General features: G+C 70.6%; 15 protein-coding genes. 4 read left to right on the top strand and 11 right to left on the bottom strand.

Annotated elements, in window-relative coordinates:
* Window position 1 precedes the first annotated feature (1 nt).
* Entirely contained in the window at window positions 2-625 is a 624-nt protein-coding gene (ddpX, locus tag NR798_RS40445) for a D-alanyl-D-alanine dipeptidase (RefSeq protein WP_375767924.1), read from the top strand.
* A gap of 75 nt (window positions 626-700) precedes the next feature.
* Here ddpX and NR798_RS40440 read toward each other — a convergent pair whose 3' ends face one another.
* The 6 genes from NR798_RS40440 to NR798_RS40415 form a co-directional block, all read right to left on the bottom strand.
* Window positions 701-1,906, bottom strand: coding sequence for a threonine synthase (locus tag NR798_RS40440; RefSeq protein ID WP_375767923.1), 1,206 nt, complete (start codon window positions 1,904-1,906; stop codon window positions 701-703).
* A 9-nt stretch (window positions 1,907-1,915) separates the two neighbouring features.
* Window positions 1,916-2,752, bottom strand: a complete 837-nt coding sequence (locus NR798_RS40435) for an aldose epimerase (RefSeq protein ID WP_375767922.1) — start codon at window positions 2,750-2,752, stop codon at window positions 1,916-1,918.
* A 116-nt stretch (window positions 2,753-2,868) separates the two neighbouring features.
* Window positions 2,869-3,867 carry a hypothetical protein gene (locus NR798_RS40430; protein ID WP_375767921.1) on the bottom strand — a complete coding sequence of 333 codons (999 nt, stop codon included), beginning with the start codon at window positions 3,865-3,867 and terminating at the stop codon, window positions 2,869-2,871.
* A 120-nt stretch (window positions 3,868-3,987) separates the two neighbouring features.
* Complete coding sequence (locus NR798_RS40425; RefSeq protein WP_375767920.1) at window positions 3,988-4,776, bottom strand: endonuclease/exonuclease/phosphatase family protein; 789 nt, start codon at window positions 4,774-4,776, stop codon at window positions 3,988-3,990.
* A 10-nt stretch (window positions 4,777-4,786) separates the two neighbouring features.
* Window positions 4,787-5,557, bottom strand: a complete 771-nt coding sequence (gene xdhC, locus NR798_RS40420; protein ID WP_375767919.1) for a xanthine dehydrogenase accessory protein XdhC — start codon at window positions 5,555-5,557, stop codon at window positions 4,787-4,789.
* A 29-nt stretch (window positions 5,558-5,586) separates the two neighbouring features.
* Window positions 5,587-6,624: a 6-phosphofructokinase gene (locus NR798_RS40415; RefSeq protein ID WP_375767918.1), complete on the bottom strand. Its 1,038-nt coding sequence runs from the start codon at window positions 6,622-6,624 to the stop codon at window positions 5,587-5,589.
* A gap of 172 nt (window positions 6,625-6,796) precedes the next feature.
* Between NR798_RS40415 and nagB the strand changes: the two genes are divergently transcribed.
* Window positions 6,797-7,537 (top strand): glucosamine-6-phosphate deaminase, encoded by a 741-nt coding sequence (gene nagB / locus NR798_RS40410; protein WP_375773901.1) that lies wholly within the window; start codon window positions 6,797-6,799, stop codon window positions 7,535-7,537.
* Here nagB and NR798_RS40405 read toward each other — a convergent pair.
* From NR798_RS40405 to NR798_RS40395, 3 genes are read right to left on the bottom strand one after another with little or no spacing between them, the layout of a single operon-like run.
* Complete coding sequence (locus NR798_RS40405; RefSeq protein ID WP_375767917.1) at window positions 7,534-9,219, bottom strand: von Willebrand factor type A domain-containing protein; 1,686 nt, start codon at window positions 9,217-9,219, stop codon at window positions 7,534-7,536. The genes nagB and NR798_RS40405 overlap by 4 nt on opposite strands.
* A 58-nt stretch (window positions 9,220-9,277) precedes the next feature.
* Window positions 9,278-9,928 carry a lytic transglycosylase domain-containing protein gene (locus NR798_RS40400; protein ID WP_375767916.1) on the bottom strand — a complete coding sequence of 217 codons (651 nt, stop codon included), beginning with the start codon at window positions 9,926-9,928 and terminating at the stop codon, window positions 9,278-9,280.
* Window positions 9,929-9,972: 44 nt separating this feature from the next.
* On the bottom strand, window positions 9,973-10,719 hold the full coding sequence (locus tag NR798_RS40395) for a TetR/AcrR family transcriptional regulator (protein ID WP_375767915.1): 747 nt from the start codon (window positions 10,717-10,719) through the stop codon (window positions 9,973-9,975).
* 116 nt (window positions 10,720-10,835) lie between these two features.
* Here NR798_RS40395 and NR798_RS40390 point away from each other — a divergent pair, with 116 nt between their 5' ends.
* Window positions 10,836-11,333 (top strand): hypothetical protein, encoded by a 498-nt coding sequence (locus NR798_RS40390; RefSeq protein WP_375767914.1) that lies wholly within the window; start codon window positions 10,836-10,838, stop codon window positions 11,331-11,333.
* A gap of 55 nt (window positions 11,334-11,388) precedes the next feature.
* On the opposite strand, the gene NR798_RS40385 is transcribed toward NR798_RS40390, so the two are convergent.
* Window positions 11,389-12,021, bottom strand: a complete 633-nt coding sequence (locus tag NR798_RS40385) for a VOC family protein (protein WP_375767913.1) — start codon at window positions 12,019-12,021, stop codon at window positions 11,389-11,391.
* Between the two features lie 182 nt (window positions 12,022-12,203).
* Window positions 12,204-13,286 carry a ketopantoate reductase family protein gene (locus NR798_RS40380; RefSeq protein ID WP_375767912.1) on the bottom strand — a complete coding sequence of 361 codons (1,083 nt, stop codon included), beginning with the start codon at window positions 13,284-13,286 and terminating at the stop codon, window positions 12,204-12,206.
* 213 nt (window positions 13,287-13,499) lie between these two features.
* On the opposite strand from NR798_RS40380, the gene NR798_RS40375 reads away from it, so the two are divergent.
* Entirely contained in the window at window positions 13,500-14,573 is a 1,074-nt protein-coding gene (locus NR798_RS40375; protein ID WP_375767911.1) for a 3-deoxy-7-phosphoheptulonate synthase, read from the top strand.
* The last annotated feature ends 25 nt before the right edge of the window (window positions 14,574-14,598 follow it).

Genomic DNA, 14,598 nt, shown 5'->3' with positions numbered 1-14,598 from the left:
GATGGCGGGAGTGGCAAGCGTGGCGATGGGGCTGTGGCTGGCGGCGGGGAGCGCGCCGGTGGTGGACGCCACCGAGGTGGTGAAGGACCTGGTGGTGGACATGAAGTACGCCACGCCGGACAACTTCCTGAAGCAGAAGGTGTACCCGGACGGGGCGCGCTGCATGTTGCGCTCCGATGCGGCTGAGCGGCTGGCGAAGGCGGCGGAGACGCTGCGTGCGCAGGGCTACCGGCTGAAGGTGTACGACTGCTACCGGCCGATCGCGGTGCAGTGGCAGATGTGGAAGATCCTCCCGAAGCCCGGCTACGTGGCGAACCCGAAGAAGGGGGGCAACCACAACCGTGGGGCAGCGGTGGACCTGACGCTGACGACGATGGACGGGACGGAAGTGGAGATGCCGACGGAGTTCGACTCGTTCGAGCCGAAGGCACACCACTCGTACAAGGGAGGGACGGAGGCGTCGCGCAAGCACCGGGAGATCCTCCGGGTGGCGATGGAGGGGGCGGGCTTCAAGAGGAACCCGATGGAGTGGTGGCACTACGACCTGCCGGGAGCGACGAAGCTTCCGGTGCTGGACGTGCCGTTCACGAAGGACACCGAGGCCGCGGCCCCGGAGTCCAAATAACCCCTCTCCCTTCGGGAGAGGGACGGGGTGAGGGTGCCACGGATCCCAGGTTGAATCCGTGGCCCACACCGCGAATCAAAGCGTGGCGTTCAACTCGAGCACGGGCAGCTTGGGGCTCATGACATCCGGGTATTTGATCCCGGCGCCGGTATTGAGCAGCAGCACGCGCTGACCGGCGTTGAGCCACCCATCGCGCAGCAGCATCCTCGCTGCCCCCACGAGCGCGGCGCCCTCGGGGCAGATGAACGCGCCCTCCTGGCGGCTGATGCGCTCCAGGCCCCACAGGGTGTCCGCGTCAGACACAGCGACGCAGGTGCCGCCGGTCTCGCGCACGGCCTGGAGCACGAGGAAGTCGCCAAGAGCCTTGGGCACGCGAATCCCCTGGGCGACGGTGGACGCGTTCTCCCACTTCTCGGAGACGTCCTTGCCCTCGCGGAAGGCCTTCACGATGGGCTGGCAGCCCTCGGCCTGGACGGCGACGAGCTTGGGGAAGCGGACGTTCTCGGGCAGCCAGCCCATCTCGCGCATCTCCAGCAGGGCCTTGTAGATGCCGATGATGCCCACGCCGCCGCCGGTGGGGTACAGGATGACGTCGGGCAGGCTCCAGCCGAGCTGCTCGGCGATCTCGTAGCCCATCGTCTTCTTGCCCTCGATGCGGTAGGGCTCCTTGAGGGTGGCGGCCTCGAACCAGCCATGGGCCTTGGCCGAGCGGCCGACGATGGCGCCGGCATCGGTAATCTGCCCGCGGACCATGTATGCGTTGGCGCCGACGGCGGTGGCCTCGAGGACGCTCATGGCGGGGGCGTCGGTGGGCATGACGAGGGTGACGGACATGCCGGCGCGGGCGCCGTAGCTGGCCCAGGCGCCACCGGCATTGCCGTTGGTGGGCATGGCGAGCGCCTTGATGCCCAGCTCGAGGGCGCGGCTGACACCGGTGGCGGCGCCGCGCGCCTTGAAGGAGGCGGTGGGATTGAGCCCCTCGTCCTTCAACCACAGGTCGGGCAGGCCGATCTCGGCGCCCAGGCGCGGCAGCGGAAAGAGGGGCGTCATGCCCTCGCCGAGCGTGACGATGTTCTTGTCATCGCGGACGGGGAGCACCTCGCGGTAGCGCCATAGCGAGGAGACGCGGCCGGCGAGGTCGGCGGGGCGCACGGCCCGGGCGACGGCCTTCAGGTCATAGCGCACGAGCAGCGGGCCGCCGCAGTCGCACAGGTTCTGGACCCGGTCCGCGTCATGCGTCTTGCGGCAGCGGGAGCACTCCAGGTGGGAAAGGAAGGACATGGCCTCCTTTTAGCGGACGAAGCGGGCCATTGGCTCGACGCTGATCTCGAACTCGGAGGCGAAGGTGTCTCCGGGCGCGACGGTGAGCAGCCCCTGGTGGGTTTGGAGGGCGCCACCGGGGGCGGTCCAGGGCTCCACGCAGACGAAGTCACGGCCCTCGAGCGTCCACACCACCAGGGTGGTGAAGGAGGGGCTCCAGGCGAGCTCCACCGGACGCAGGCCGGGCCCGCGCTCCAGCGTGGTGCCGTGCATCGAGTGGTCGAGCAGGTGCATGTCCACCTCGGGCCCGGTGAGCTCCAGGCCGGTGAGGGCGACATGGGCACCCTTCCGGTTGTCCCAGGCGCGCGAGGCATCGGTCTCGACGCTGGCGGCGGCCTTGTTGGCCTGGGGGACGTGGAAGTAGGGGTGGTAGCCGAGGTGCAGGGGCATGGGCCGCGAGTCGCGGTTCTCGGCGCTGAAGGACAGGTGGAGCGCGGAGCCCAGGAGCGTCACGGACAGGAGCGCCTCGAAGCGCCAGGGAAACTCGCGCAGCGTCTGCTCCGAGTGTCCGAGCGCGAGCACCACGCGTGAAGTCTCCTGGGTGCGCACCTCCCAGGGCAGGTCGCGGGCGAAGCCATGGCGGCGCATGGGGTACTCGCGGCCATCGGCCGTGTACTTGCCGCCGGGGAGGACGCCGGGGGCGGGGAAGAGCACGGGGATGCCTCCGCGCACGTTCTTGGTGGGGTCCGCCAGGGTGCTCTCGTCGAGGAAGAGGATGGGCTCGCCCTCGACGATGAAGCGGCTGACGAGCGCCCCGCGCTCGGGGACGATTTCCGCGCGAGAGCCCTCATCCGTGAGGACCACCATGTTCTCCTCCAGGCCTGCCGCGCCGGACGTGACGCGGGGGCCGGGGTTGTAGCAGGGGCCGGCCCGCGGGCACCTCGGGAAGGGATGCACCGTGTCATCTTCCATGCAGCCCGCGCTCACGGGACGGGTGGTTGGATCTCCCGGATGGTGGCCTTCTTGTAGCGCTGCTCGCGGATGCCGTGGTTGCGCAGGATGATGAGGGGCTCGGGGCGGGTGAGGCGCTGATCCGCGGAGATCCGGCAGGTGGCGGCCACCTGCGGCGAGATGCCCCAGCCGCCCGCGTCGAGGTGCTCGTGCACCTTCTGCCACGTGCCCCCGTTCTCGCCATCGGTGAGATCCAGCCACAGCTCCTGCTGCACCTGGCCCCCGGGCAGGTCATAGGTGATGACCTTGATGCCCACCCACTTGTCGCGCGGCAGGGGGCGGCCGTCCCAGAGGGACGTCGTCACCTGGGACGTATACATGGGGTGCTTGAGCTCCTTCTGGAGCACCGCCCGCCCATCGAAGCGCAGCGAGTACGAATAGGCGTGCCCGTCGCATTGCCGGTCCAGGCCCGCCGCGTTGCGCTGTGAGCCCTCCAGGTGGCCGTCCGAGGTGCGCGTCTGGAACTCGAAGCCGGACGAGCCGGAGTCGCGCTCCAGCTCGGACACGCGCATCGCGTACAGCGTCACCTCGGTGTTGAGCCACTGCTTGTCCGGCCTGCCGATGTAGAAGCGGATGATCCAGCCCGAGCTCCGGGCCGTGCCGTCGCCAGCGATCTCCAGCGTGTGCCCCGAGCCGCGCAGCTGGAACTCGGGGTCATACGGATCCACCTGCCCCACCTTCAGCGTGCGGGGGTGCTCGTTCCACCGGGCGGCCCACGTCCGGCCATCCGGCGCGGAGGGGTAGAGGTGGCGCGTCCCGAAGTCATCAAGGGCCACGGCCTTGGGGGCGGGCTCCAGCTCCTCCTGGGGAGGCTGCACGGCCTCTGGCAAGGGAGTGGGCAGTGCCTCGTCTCCCGCGGGCTCCTCCCCCGTGGGCACTTCCTCGGAGGAGAGGGACGGCAGCTCGAGGCAGCCCGTGCCCAGCGCAAGCAGGAGCAGGACGACGCCCGGTGCTCGGAAGTTTGAAATCACGGCCAGCCCCTCCATTCAGGAGGGTTGGGACTCTCCATGGCCCTGGCAAGCCCGGGCGGCAGGCGAGTGCCCGCGCAAGGGGGCCGCCGGGACATGCCGCTGTGCGCTCCTGGACGGAGGTCAGCGGAAGGTCGCCACCACCGCGTTGTGGTCGGTGGCCTCGCCCACGTCGATGACCTCGGCGCTGATGAGGCGCTCGGCCATGCGGGGCGAGGCGTAGATGTAGTCCGTCCGATAGTCGATCGTCACGCCGTTGCGGACGCGGCGCGCGGTCACCCAGGCGGGCGAAGCGGGCCGGTGGCGCAGCGTGTCCACCCAGCCGAAGGCCTCCACGTCGTCGATGACGTCGAAGCGGGGCGGGTGGCCGTACTTGTCCACGCCCGCCATGCGCAGCTTGTCGGCGAGGTCCACGGGGTAGGGGTCCTTGCGCGACAGGGAGTTGAGATCTCCCGCCAGCAGGTAGAGGCCCTCGCGGAAGGTCTCGGGGTCCAGCAGCGAGCGCAGGTAGCGGGCCTCGACGAAGCGCAGCGTCTCGTAGTGCGCGTCGTAGTGCGTCCCGAAGAAGGTCAGCGGGCCCTCGGCGGTGTCGAGCTCGCACTGCACCAGGGCGTGCCCGATGAAGTGCGGGTTGTTGTGCACGCGGAGGGCGCGCATGGGCATGCGGCTGAGGACGGACACGTGGTAGCAGTTGCCGCTGCCTCGCGGGCGGGCGGCGCCCAGGTGGGCGTGGATGGCGCCCTCGGGGCCCAGCGTGGCGGCGACCTGGCGCAGGCGCGCGCCGTCGTCCCAGCCCAGGCACTCCTGCAGCACCAGCAGGTCCGGCCGCTCCCGCGCCACCAGGGCGAGGAGGGCCTCGAAGCGGTCCTGCCCTCCGAAGAGGACGTTGAGCGTCATCACCTTCAGCGTCATGCCCCCCTCCTTACTCCGCCGAGGCCCCCAGGCGCCGCACCCGGATGAGCTCCCCCACGATGGAGACGGCGATCTCCTCCGGTGTCAGCGCGCCGATGTCCACGCCCATGGGCGAGCGCAGCCGGGCCACGGCCTCATCGGAGAAGCCCGCGGCGCGCAGCCGCATCCGGAAGCGCTCGGCCTTGCGCCGGCTCCCAATCACGCCCAGGTACGCCGAGGGCTTGTCCAGCAGCGCCTCCACCACCGCCTGGTCCAGCGGGTGGTCGTGCGTCGTGATGCAGAAGCAGTGCTCGCTGCCTCCGCTCAACGTCCGCGCGTAGTCCGCGGGGTCCTTCAGCACCAGCTCGAGGCCGGGGAAGCGCTCGGGGGTGGCCCACTCGGGCCGGGCGTCCACCACCGTCACGCGGAAGCCCACCCGGTGCGCCAGCAGGGCCAGCTCGCGCGCCACGTGCCCCGCGCCGAACACCGTGAGCCGCGGCGGGGCCCCGTGCTTCTCCAGGAACACCTTCATCCGCCCTCCACAGCACATGCCCAGCTCGTGCGTGAGGTGCGTCTCGATGACGCGCGTGCGCTCGGAGGACTCCAGCAGGGCCCGCGCGGCCTGGATGATTTGATGCTCGATGGCGCCACCGCCCACGGTGCCCCGCAGGCCTCCGTCCCCGAGCACCACCATCTTCGAGCCCGGCTTCTGCGGCGTGCTGCCGGCGCTCTCGATGACGGTGGCCAGTACGAACGGACGGCCCTCGGCGATGAGGGCCGCCATCTCCGCGTAAAGGTCCATGGCAGGGGACACTCTACCCCCGCCCCGGCCTAACCGAAGAAGACCTGGGCGACCTCGAAGAACTCCTGGGGCACCTTCTTGAGCTCCCGGGTGGCCTCCGACAGGTCCACGCTGACGATCTCATTGCCCCGGAGCGCGGCCATCTTGCCGAACTCACCCCGGGCCACCATGTCGCACGCGTGCACGCCGAAGCGCGTGGCCAGCACACGGTCATGCGCCGTGGGGGCGCCGCCGCGCTGGATGTGGCCCAGCACCGACACGCGTGTCTCGTAGCCCGTGCGCCGTTCGATCTCATTGGCCACGATGGCTCCGACGCCACCGAGCCGGGGCCGGCCGGCCTCGTCCAGCGCGCCCGAGGTGACCAGGTGCTCCTGCTGGTCCTCGCCCGCCTTGATGCGCGTGCCCTCGGCCACCACCACGATGGAGAAGGAGCGCCCGGTGGAGTGCCGGTGCTTGATGTGCTCGGCCACCCGCACCAGGTCCGCGGGGACCTCGGGAACCAGAATCACGTCCGCGCCGCCGGCCATGCCCGCGTAGGTGGCGATCCACCCCACGTGCCGGCCCATCACCTCGCACACGATGACGCGCTTGTGCGACTCGGCGGTGGAGTGCAGCCGGTCAATGGCCTCGGTGGCGATGGTCACCGCCGTGTCGAAGCCGAAGGTGAAGTCCGTGCCGTTGAGATCGTTGTCGATCGTCTTGGGCACGCCGACGATGCGCAGGCCTTCCTTGGCCATGCGCGTGGCGGCCGAGAGCGTGCCCTCACCGCCGATGGCGATGACGGCGTGGATGTCATTGCGCTCGATGGCGCGCTTGACCTTCTCCAGGCCGTTCTCGACCTTGAAGGGGTTGACGCGGGAGGTGCCCAGGATGGTGCCTCCCCGATGGAGGATGCCGGAGGTGGTTTCGCGCGTGAGGCGGAAGTGGTTGTCCTCGAGGAGACCCTTCCACCCGTCGCGCAGACCCATCATCTCGAAGCCATGGGCGCTGGCCCGGCGGACGACGGCGCGGATGACCGCGTTGAGGCCGGGGCAATCACCCCCGCCTGTAAGGACGGCGACTTTCATGAGGTAGCCTTCTAACGCACCTCGCGCGCGATTCATGCGCGAAGTTGGCGCAAACCGCTCGCCAGCAACGGTGGCGTCCGGCCAGCGGGAAGTGGCCGACGGTTGGAGCGGGGGCGGGCGGGTAACGCGCGGCTTTGTCGGCCGGTGGGCTTTGGTTATGCTGCCCGATGCCTTGAACGTCCGCGTCTTCGCCTCCGAGCAGGAAGCCGCCGCCGCCTGTGCGGCCCTCGTCGCCGCCGCGGTGCGTGAGAAGCCTTCCCTGGTTCTCGGGCTGCCCACCGGCCGCACGCCGCTCAACGTGTACCGGGAGCTGGTGGTGCTGCACCGGGGCGGGAAGGTGGACTTCTCGCGGGTGACGACCTTCAACCTGGACGAGTTCCTCGGCCTGCCGCCGGACGACCCGAGCAGCATGCGGGCGTACATGGAGCGGCACCTCTTCCAGCACGTCAACCTGGCACCCGAGCGCATCCACTTCTTCGACGGCAGCGCGGAGCGGGCCGAGCGGGAATGCGTCCGCTATGACCTCCAGCTGGCGTCGGCGGGAGGGTTGGATCTGTTGCTGCTGGGCGTCGGACCCAACGGGCACGTGGCCTTCATCGAGCCGGGAGACAGCCTCCAGGCGGCGAGCCACCGGGCGCGCCTGTCGCGGGAGTCCCGCCAGACGGTGGCCTCGCTCTTCGGGGACGATGTCTGGAAGGTGCCCCCGGCGGCGCTCACGCTGGGCATGACGGCGCTGCTCCAGGCGCGCCGCGTCATCCTGCTGGCGTTCGGGGTGAACAAGGCGGCGGCGGTGACGGCCATGGTGCGCGGCCCCATCACCCCGCTCTGGCCGGCCTCGTTCCTCCAGCTCCATTCCAACGTGGAGGTCTGGGTGGACTCCGAGGCCGGACGGGGCCTGGACGGCTCGCGCTAGTCGGGGACGCCGCTGGCCACGGCCCGGGCGTGGCGCACGCGCACCTTCTGGAGCAGCTCGAGGAACTCGGCGCGGTCGCTCATGCCGTCCACGGCGCCCTCGGCGAGCGCCTCGGCGGTGGCGAGGCTCCAGTCCCCGGCCTGGGGCGCGCCCCGGAGGATGTCCGCGGTGCCGGCCACGGCGGCGGCGAAGCGCAGGTTGGCCGAGGCCTCGCGCAGCGAGCCGTGCAGCCCCGCGCGCTCCAGGGAGAAGCGCTGCTCGGCGGCCTCCACGCCTCCGGGCCGCTTGGCGCGCACGCGCACGGTGGCCACGTTCGCCCCCTCGCCGGCGAGCTCCACCTCGTAGAGGGCGGTGACGGTGTGGCCGGCGCCAATCTCACCCGCGTCCACCTTGTCGTTGCGGAAGTCGCGGTCGGCGATGGCGCGGTTCTCGTAGCCCAGCAGCCGGTAGCCGCGCACGGTGGCGGGGTCGAACTCCACCTGCACCTTCACGTCCTGGGCGATGACCTCCAGCGTGCCGGCCAGCCGCTCCTGGAAGACGCGGCGGGCCTCGCGCTCGCTGTCGATGTAGAAGCAGTTGCCGTTGCCCTTGTTGGCCAGCCGCTCCATCAGGTCATCGCGGTAGTTGCCCATGCCCAGGCCGATGGTGGACAGGGTGACGCCCTCCTGCACGTAGCCCTGGATGCTGGCGAGCATGGCGTCGGCGGTGAGGTTGCGGCCGAGGTTGGTGTCGCCGTCGGTGAGGACGACGACGCGCGAGACGCTCTGGGGGCCGGCCTTCTTCGCGGCGTGGCGGTAGGCGGTCTCCAGGCCATCGCCCATGGCGGTGCCGCCGCCGCTGGTGAGCGAGTCGATGGCGGCGAAGAGCGTGCCGCGCTCGCTGGCGGGAGTCGGGGGCAGCACGTCGCGCACGCTGCCGGCGTAGGTGACGAGCGCCACGGTGTCCGCCTCGTTGAGGCCATCCACCATCAGCTTCATGGCCGTCTGCGCCAGCGGGAGCTTGTCCGGCTGGGACATGGAGCCGCTGGTGTCCACGAGGAAGACGAGGTGGGTGGGCTTGCGCTGGCTCTTGGCGATGTTGCGGCCCTGCAGGCCCACCTTGAGCAGGTGGCGGCCCGGGGTGAAGGGCGAGGGCGCGCCCTCGAGGTCCACGCGGAAGTCACCCTCCTCGGGGGCGGGGTAGCGGTAGCGGAAGTAGTTCACCCACTCCTCCACGCGGATGGAGTCCCGCGCGGGCAGGCCGCCCTCGGAGACCTGGCGGCGGAAGAGGGCGTACGAGGCGGTGTCCACGTCCACCGCGAAGGTGGAGAAGCGGTCCTCGCGGGTGAGGGTGAAGGGGTTGGGGCGCTCCGCGGCGTGGGTGTTGCCGGTGGAGACGGGCTCCGCGCGCTCGTCCCTCCGCGTGGTGGGCGGTGCCGACGCCATGGCCGGGGCCACGGGGGCCGGGGCCGCGTACGAGTCGCCCCCCTCGGAGTTGTCCCCGAAGGTCTTCAGCGACTTGCGCTGGAGGTGCGGGTTGCCCGGGGTGCCGCTGTGGGCCACCTGCGCCGAGCCGAGGGCCTCCGCGCTCGCGCCGAAGAGCTTGCGGATGTTGTTGCCGAAGAGGCTGAGGGAGGCCACCAGGACGGCGAGGACGCCCAGGGTGATGAAGGCGAGCTTCGAGAGGCCGGCGAATCGTTTCATGCGTGCGGGAATCGCACGGTCTCCGGGGCTCGCGCGTCCGTCATCCGGAGGAGGTCGGTCATCCGGCGGAGGGTCGGTCAACGGGCGGATGGCGAGGGGTGGCGCTCACGGGCCGGGCCTGCCGCTTGGCGGCGGGAGCGGGCTTGGCGGGCCGGGGAGGAGGGCGGGGCCGGAGGCGCTCGTAGTGCGTGAGGACGCGGTCCACGTAGAACTCCGTCTCCCCGTTGCGCGGGACGCGGCCGTTCACGTTGCCGGGCCCGGCGTTGTAGGCGGCCACCGCGAGCCGCACGTTGCCCCGGAAGCGCTCGAGCTGCTCGGCGAGGTAGCGCGCGCTGCCATCGATGGCGGGCGCTGGGTCGAAGGGGTCCTCCACCCGCAGGAGGCTCGCGGTGGAGGGCATGAGCTGGCCGGGGCCCATGGCGCCCGCGGGGGAGATGCGGTGGGGCTGGGTGTTGGACTCCACCTCCACGAGGGCCTCCAGCAGGCCGGTGGGGAGGCGGTGGCGGCGCTCGGTGTCGCGGATGAGGGGGGCGAGCTCCGGGTGGCCTTCCAGCAGGCAGGAGGGGCGGTGGCGCGCGTAGGCCGCGACGGCGTGGGCCTTCTGCTCGAGGAAGGACAGGGAGAGGGGGGAGACGTGGGTGTCGCCGAAGAAGGCCACGGCGAGGTTGAGCAACACGAGCGGCAGCACGGCGCACAGCGCCACCTTCACCCAAGGAAACCCGCTGTCCCGTCTCCGCCGCACAGCCTCCTTCCTTACGGGCGGCCGGGCCTCCCGTCCAACTTCCGGCGGGCGGGCCGGGGGCCCTCGGGGGGCAGGCGCAGCCCATCGAGGATGAGGGTGGTGAGGGCGTCGGGCAGCTCCAGGGGGTTGCCGACGTCCTCCTCCTCGCTGAGGACGGCGAGCAGCAGGCGCTCCACGGCCCCCACCACGGCCAGCCCGCTGACGGAGGGGCGGATGGGGCGCAGCAGCCCATGGGTATGCGCCCGGCGCGTCATGTCCACCGCGTGGTGGGAGATGAGGCGGGCCACCTCGACGAGCTTCACTCGGGCGCCCAGCGCGGGCCCTCGGCACTCCTGGAGGTAGAGCCGCACCACGCCCGGGTGCTGGAGGATGGCCCCGGCGATGACGGCGGCCACCGCGCGGTAGGCCTCGAACATGGCCTCCACGTCGCGCGCGGCCTCCAGCGCCTCGCCGCACGCCACCAGCCCCTGGAGCAGCTCGCGGCGCACCGGCTCGAGCAGGAAGTCCACCAGCGCCGCCTTGTCCTCGAAGTACCGGTAGAAGGTGCCCTTGGCCACGCCGGCCGCCTGGGTGATGTCGTCGATGGTGACGCCATCCAGCCCGCGCGCCACGAAGAGCTGGAGGGCCGCGTCGCTCAGGGCCTTCTCCCGCTCGCGGCGGTTGGTGTCCCGGACGCCGCCCTGGGGGCCGGGGCGCTGGGGCGTGGGGGCGGGCGGGCCCTGCCTGGCTGGACGCTCTGGGGGCTTCCTGGGGCTCATGCTCGCGGACACCTCACAAACCGTGACTGGATGGTCAATCTTTATGTGACCAGGTGGTCAGCATTTCATGCGGGGCGCCGCGGGGGCCCGGGGAGTTCCGCGAAGGAGCAGACGAGATGATCGGTATTCCACTGGGCCTGGCGTACTCCAATTTCGGAGAGTGGCTGTTGCACCGTTACGTGCTGCACGGGCTGGGCAAGAACCACAAGAGCTTCTGGGGCTTCCACTGGCACGAGCACCACCAGCGCTCGCGGCGGCACGAGATGGTGGACGAGCAGTACCGGGGGCCGCTGTGGCGCTGGGCGCCCCAGAGCAAGGAAGTGCTGGGGCTGGCGGCCATCGTGGTGGGCCACATCCCGCTGCTCAAGTGGGCACCGTGGTTCGTGGCGTCGGTCTGGGCCTCGACGGTGCTGTACTACGTGGTGCACCGGCGGGCGCACCTGGACGAGCACTGGGCGCGCGAGCACCTGCCGTGGCACTACGACCACCACATGGGGAAGGACCAGAACGCGAACTGGTGCGTGACGTACCCGCTCTTCGACTACGTGATGGGAACGCGCCGCAAGTACCTGGGGACGCCCGCGCTGGCCGAGGCCCCCGTCTCCGCCGCCTGAGAGAAACCCTCTCCCCCCGGAAGGGAGAGAGGGTCTCGAGACCGCTGGAGGCGCTTCAGGCCGTCGGCGTCTGCGTCGCCGGCGAAGCAGGGGCCTGCTCCGGAGGAGGGCCACTCATCGCGGCCGCGGCGCGGCGGGCCATCTCCTTCGGGGTGAGGTCCTCCTTGTGGGTGGCGATCTGCCACTGGTGGCCGAAGGGATCGGTGACGATGCCGTAGCGGTCTCCCCAGAACATGTCGCCGATGGGCATCGTGACCTTCGCGCCCGAGGCCACCGCCTGGTTGAACACCGCGTCCGCGTCACGCGTGTAGATGAGCAGGCTGGACGAGGTGCCGCCGACGCTCAGGGGCGAGCGGGAGCCCATGTTGGGGAACTCCTCCGAGTACATCACGATGGAGTCGCCGATGCGGAACTCCCCGTGGAGGATCTTCCCGTCCGGCGTGGTCATCGCCTTGCCCACTTCCTTCGCGCCGAAGGCCTTCTTGTAGAACTCGACGGCCTCCTTCGCGCCACGCACCACGAGGCTGGGCGTGATGATGTGGTAGCCCTTCGGAATCGGCTGGGCCTTGGCCTTCTTGGCGGGCGCCGCCTTCCGGGCCGCCATCTTGCTGGTCACCTTCTTGGCCACCTTCTTGGCCGCCGTCCGAATCTTCTCCGCTGCCTTCTTCGTGGCCTTCTTCATCGCCATGGTTGTTCACCCCTTGGGGACTTCACACATCGCGTTCCCGGTCCGCATCGGCGCGCGCCGTCCATCGGCCGGTGAGCGAAACCATGAAACGAAACGAGGTCGCCTTCAACGAGAACCTCGCGAGTCGCATGCGTCCCGGCCCGCGCCCCCCCTCTCTCCCGTGGGAGTGAGCCCCTGGGGGGCTACGGCGCCGATGCCTTCAGGAGGGGCCGTGTCTGTTCGTAGATGCGGCGGAGCGTCTCCACGCCCGGCGTCAGTTCACGCCGGGACATGGCGTGGACGGCCTCGAGCAGGTGCTGGTTCACCGGCACCGCGATGCCGTGGACCTTGCCTCGCTGGACCACCTCGCCGTTGAGGAAGTCCACGGGCGGCTCGCGTCCCCGCTCGATGGCCGCCAGCATGGAGGAGCGCAGCCGCCGGTACCGCGCGCCGATGGCCAGCAGCATCGCGTGCCGGCCCACGAGGCTGAGGGAGCCGCGTGCGTGCCGCTCGGACTCCTTCAGCGTGAGCCACTCCAGGTCCACCGTGGAGGCCACCTTCTCCAGCCGCACGTGCTCGGCGCGGGCCACCTGGAAGACCTCGGTGAACACCTCCATCGCGAGCCTCCGGACGAAGCGGTGCCGGAGGAGCGGCCCCACCCTGCTCCCTCCCACGGTGCCCAGGGTGGAGATGGCGCAGTTGATCGCCAGCTTGCTCCACCGCGCACCACGCAGGTTCTCCGTGAAGGCCACCGGGCTCACGGCGCCCAGCACCTCCGCCAGCCGGGGCAGCCTCGGGTCCTGCCCGCCGGAGAGCGCGCCAATCGCGAAGCCCCCCGAGGAGGTCCGCTCGTAGACGCCCGTCTCGGGGGACGAGGCCCCCCAGGCCACGATGGCGCCGAGCACCTTGTCCTCGCCCACCACCCGGGCCACCAGCTCCTCACACAGGCCGTTCTGGAGCACCACCATCGCCCCCTGGGGGGCCAGCAGGTGGGCCGTGTCCCGGGCCGCCGCCTCCACTCCGTTCGGGGGAGTGGCGAGCAGGATGAAGTCGTAAGCCCCCTCCCGGGGCGGCTGGACGAAGACCTCGAGGTCTCCGCGGACGGTGCGCTCGCCCTTCTCGTCGCGCAGCACCAGGCCGCGTGTCCGGAGCACGCTGGCGATCTCCTCGCGGCGCGCCACCGCGGCGGCCTTCCCGCCGGCCTCCAGCAGGCGCGAGAGGATGACGCCGCCGATTCCGCCACAGCCGACGACGAGGACTCGGGGAGCTGTCTGTGCAGGGTCCATTGCCGCCGTTGCCTACCACGAGCCGCGCCGGGACACGCGCGTGCATCGCCGGGAAGTTTGTGACGGTGTCCAGGCGTTACCTCCGCTCGCCCCGACCGGGCGGGGAGCGGGCTTCAGCGCACGAACGTGTCCGAACGTGACCAACGCATTCTGGCGTTACTATCCTTGGGGATTCCGTGCCCCCCCGATGTTCACCCCCACGGCCTTTGATCCATGACCGCTCGCACCGAAAACCTGAATGTCGCCGGCATCGACCAGATGCCCTCTCCCGCCCAGATCAAGGAGCGCGTTCCACTGACCGAGCGTGCGGCCGATACCGTCCTCGCCGGCCGCCGCGCGTTGATGGACATCCTGGACCGCAAGGATCCGCGCTTGTTCGTCATCGTGGGCCCGTGCTCCATCCATGATCCCGTGGCCGGTCTCGACTACGCGCGCCGGCTGCGCCACCTCGCCGACAAGGTGAAGGATGCCTTCCACGTGGTGATGCGGGTGTATTTCGAGAAGCCCCGCACCTCCACCGGCTGGAAGGGCTTCATCAACGATCCGCGCATGGACGACACCTTCCGCATCGAGGAAGGCATGGAGCGGGGCCGGCGCTTCCTGCTGGACGTGGCCGAGCTCGGCCTGCCCGCGGCGACCGAGGCGCTCGACCCCATCGCACCGCAATACTATGGCGATCTGATCTCCTGGACGGCGATTGGCGCGCGCACCGCCGAGTCCCAGACGCATCGCGAGATGGCCTCGGGGCTGTCGACTCCGGTGGGATTCAAGAACAGCACCGACGGCTCCCTGGATGCGGGGGTCAACGGCGTGCTCTCCGCCTCGCGGCCGCACAGCTTCCTGGGGCTCAACGAGAGGGGCGAGTCGGCCATCATCCGCACCCGCGGCAACAGCTACGGCCACCTGGTGCTGCGCGGTGGCGGCGGGCGGCCCAACTACGACACGGTCTCCGTCTCGCTCGCCGAGCAGGCGCTCGCCAAGGCGAAGCTGCCGGGCAACATCGTGGTCGACTGCTCGCACTCCAACTCGTGGAAGAAGCCGGAGCTGCAGCCGCTGGTGATGCGCGACGTGGTGGGTCAGATCCGCGAGGGCAACCGCTCGTTGGTCGGCGTGATGATCGAAAGCTTCCTCGAGGCCGGCACCCAGCCCATCCCCGCGGACCTCTCGCAGCTGCGATACGGCTGCTCGGTGACGGATGCCTGCGTGAGCTGGGACACCACCGAGGAGATGCTGCTGAAGGCCCACGAGGTGCTGCGCGGCGCCCTGCCGAATCGCCGCGCGGCGTGAGCCGGTACCTCGGACGGAGGTGAGC

Origin of the sequence: Archangium gephyra (assembly GCF_042230915.1) — a bacterium.
GTDB lineage: Bacteria > Myxococcota > Myxococcia > Myxococcales > Myxococcaceae > Archangium > Archangium gephyra_B.
The sequence above is the reverse complement of the archived record's forward strand: the minus strand, read 5'-3'. Positions and strand labels throughout refer to the sequence as shown.

Coding starts and splice junctions, on each gene's coding strand:
- ddpX (WP_375767924.1), top strand. CDS start 2: ATGGCGGGAGTGGCAAGCGTGGCGATGGGGCTGTGGCTGGCGGCGGGG.
- NR798_RS40440 (WP_375767923.1), bottom strand. CDS start 1,906: ATGTCCTTCCTTTCCCACCTGGAGTGCTCCCGCTGCCGCAAGACGCAT.
- NR798_RS40435 (WP_375767922.1), bottom strand. CDS start 2,752: ATGGTGGTCCTCACGGATGAGGGCTCTCGCGCGGAAATCGTCCCCGAG.
- NR798_RS40425 (WP_375767920.1), bottom strand. CDS start 4,776: ATGACGCTGAAGGTGATGACGCTCAACGTCCTCTTCGGAGGGCAGGAC.
- xdhC (WP_375767919.1), bottom strand. CDS start 5,557: ATGGACCTTTACGCGGAGATGGCGGCCCTCATCGCCGAGGGCCGTCCG.
- NR798_RS40415 (WP_375767918.1), bottom strand. CDS start 6,624: ATGAAAGTCGCCGTCCTTACAGGCGGGGGTGATTGCCCCGGCCTCAAC.
- NR798_RS40405 (WP_375767917.1), bottom strand. CDS start 9,219: ATGAAACGATTCGCCGGCCTCTCGAAGCTCGCCTTCATCACCCTGGGC.
- NR798_RS40395 (WP_375767915.1), bottom strand. CDS start 10,719: ATGAGCCCCAGGAAGCCCCCAGAGCGTCCAGCCAGGCAGGGCCCGCCC.
- NR798_RS40390 (WP_375767914.1), top strand. CDS start 10,836: ATGATCGGTATTCCACTGGGCCTGGCGTACTCCAATTTCGGAGAGTGG.
- NR798_RS40385 (WP_375767913.1), bottom strand. CDS start 12,021: ATGGCGATGAAGAAGGCCACGAAGAAGGCAGCGGAGAAGATTCGGACG.
- NR798_RS40380 (WP_375767912.1), bottom strand. CDS start 13,286: ATGGACCCTGCACAGACAGCTCCCCGAGTCCTCGTCGTCGGCTGTGGC.
- NR798_RS40375 (WP_375767911.1), top strand. CDS start 13,500: ATGACCGCTCGCACCGAAAACCTGAATGTCGCCGGCATCGACCAGATG.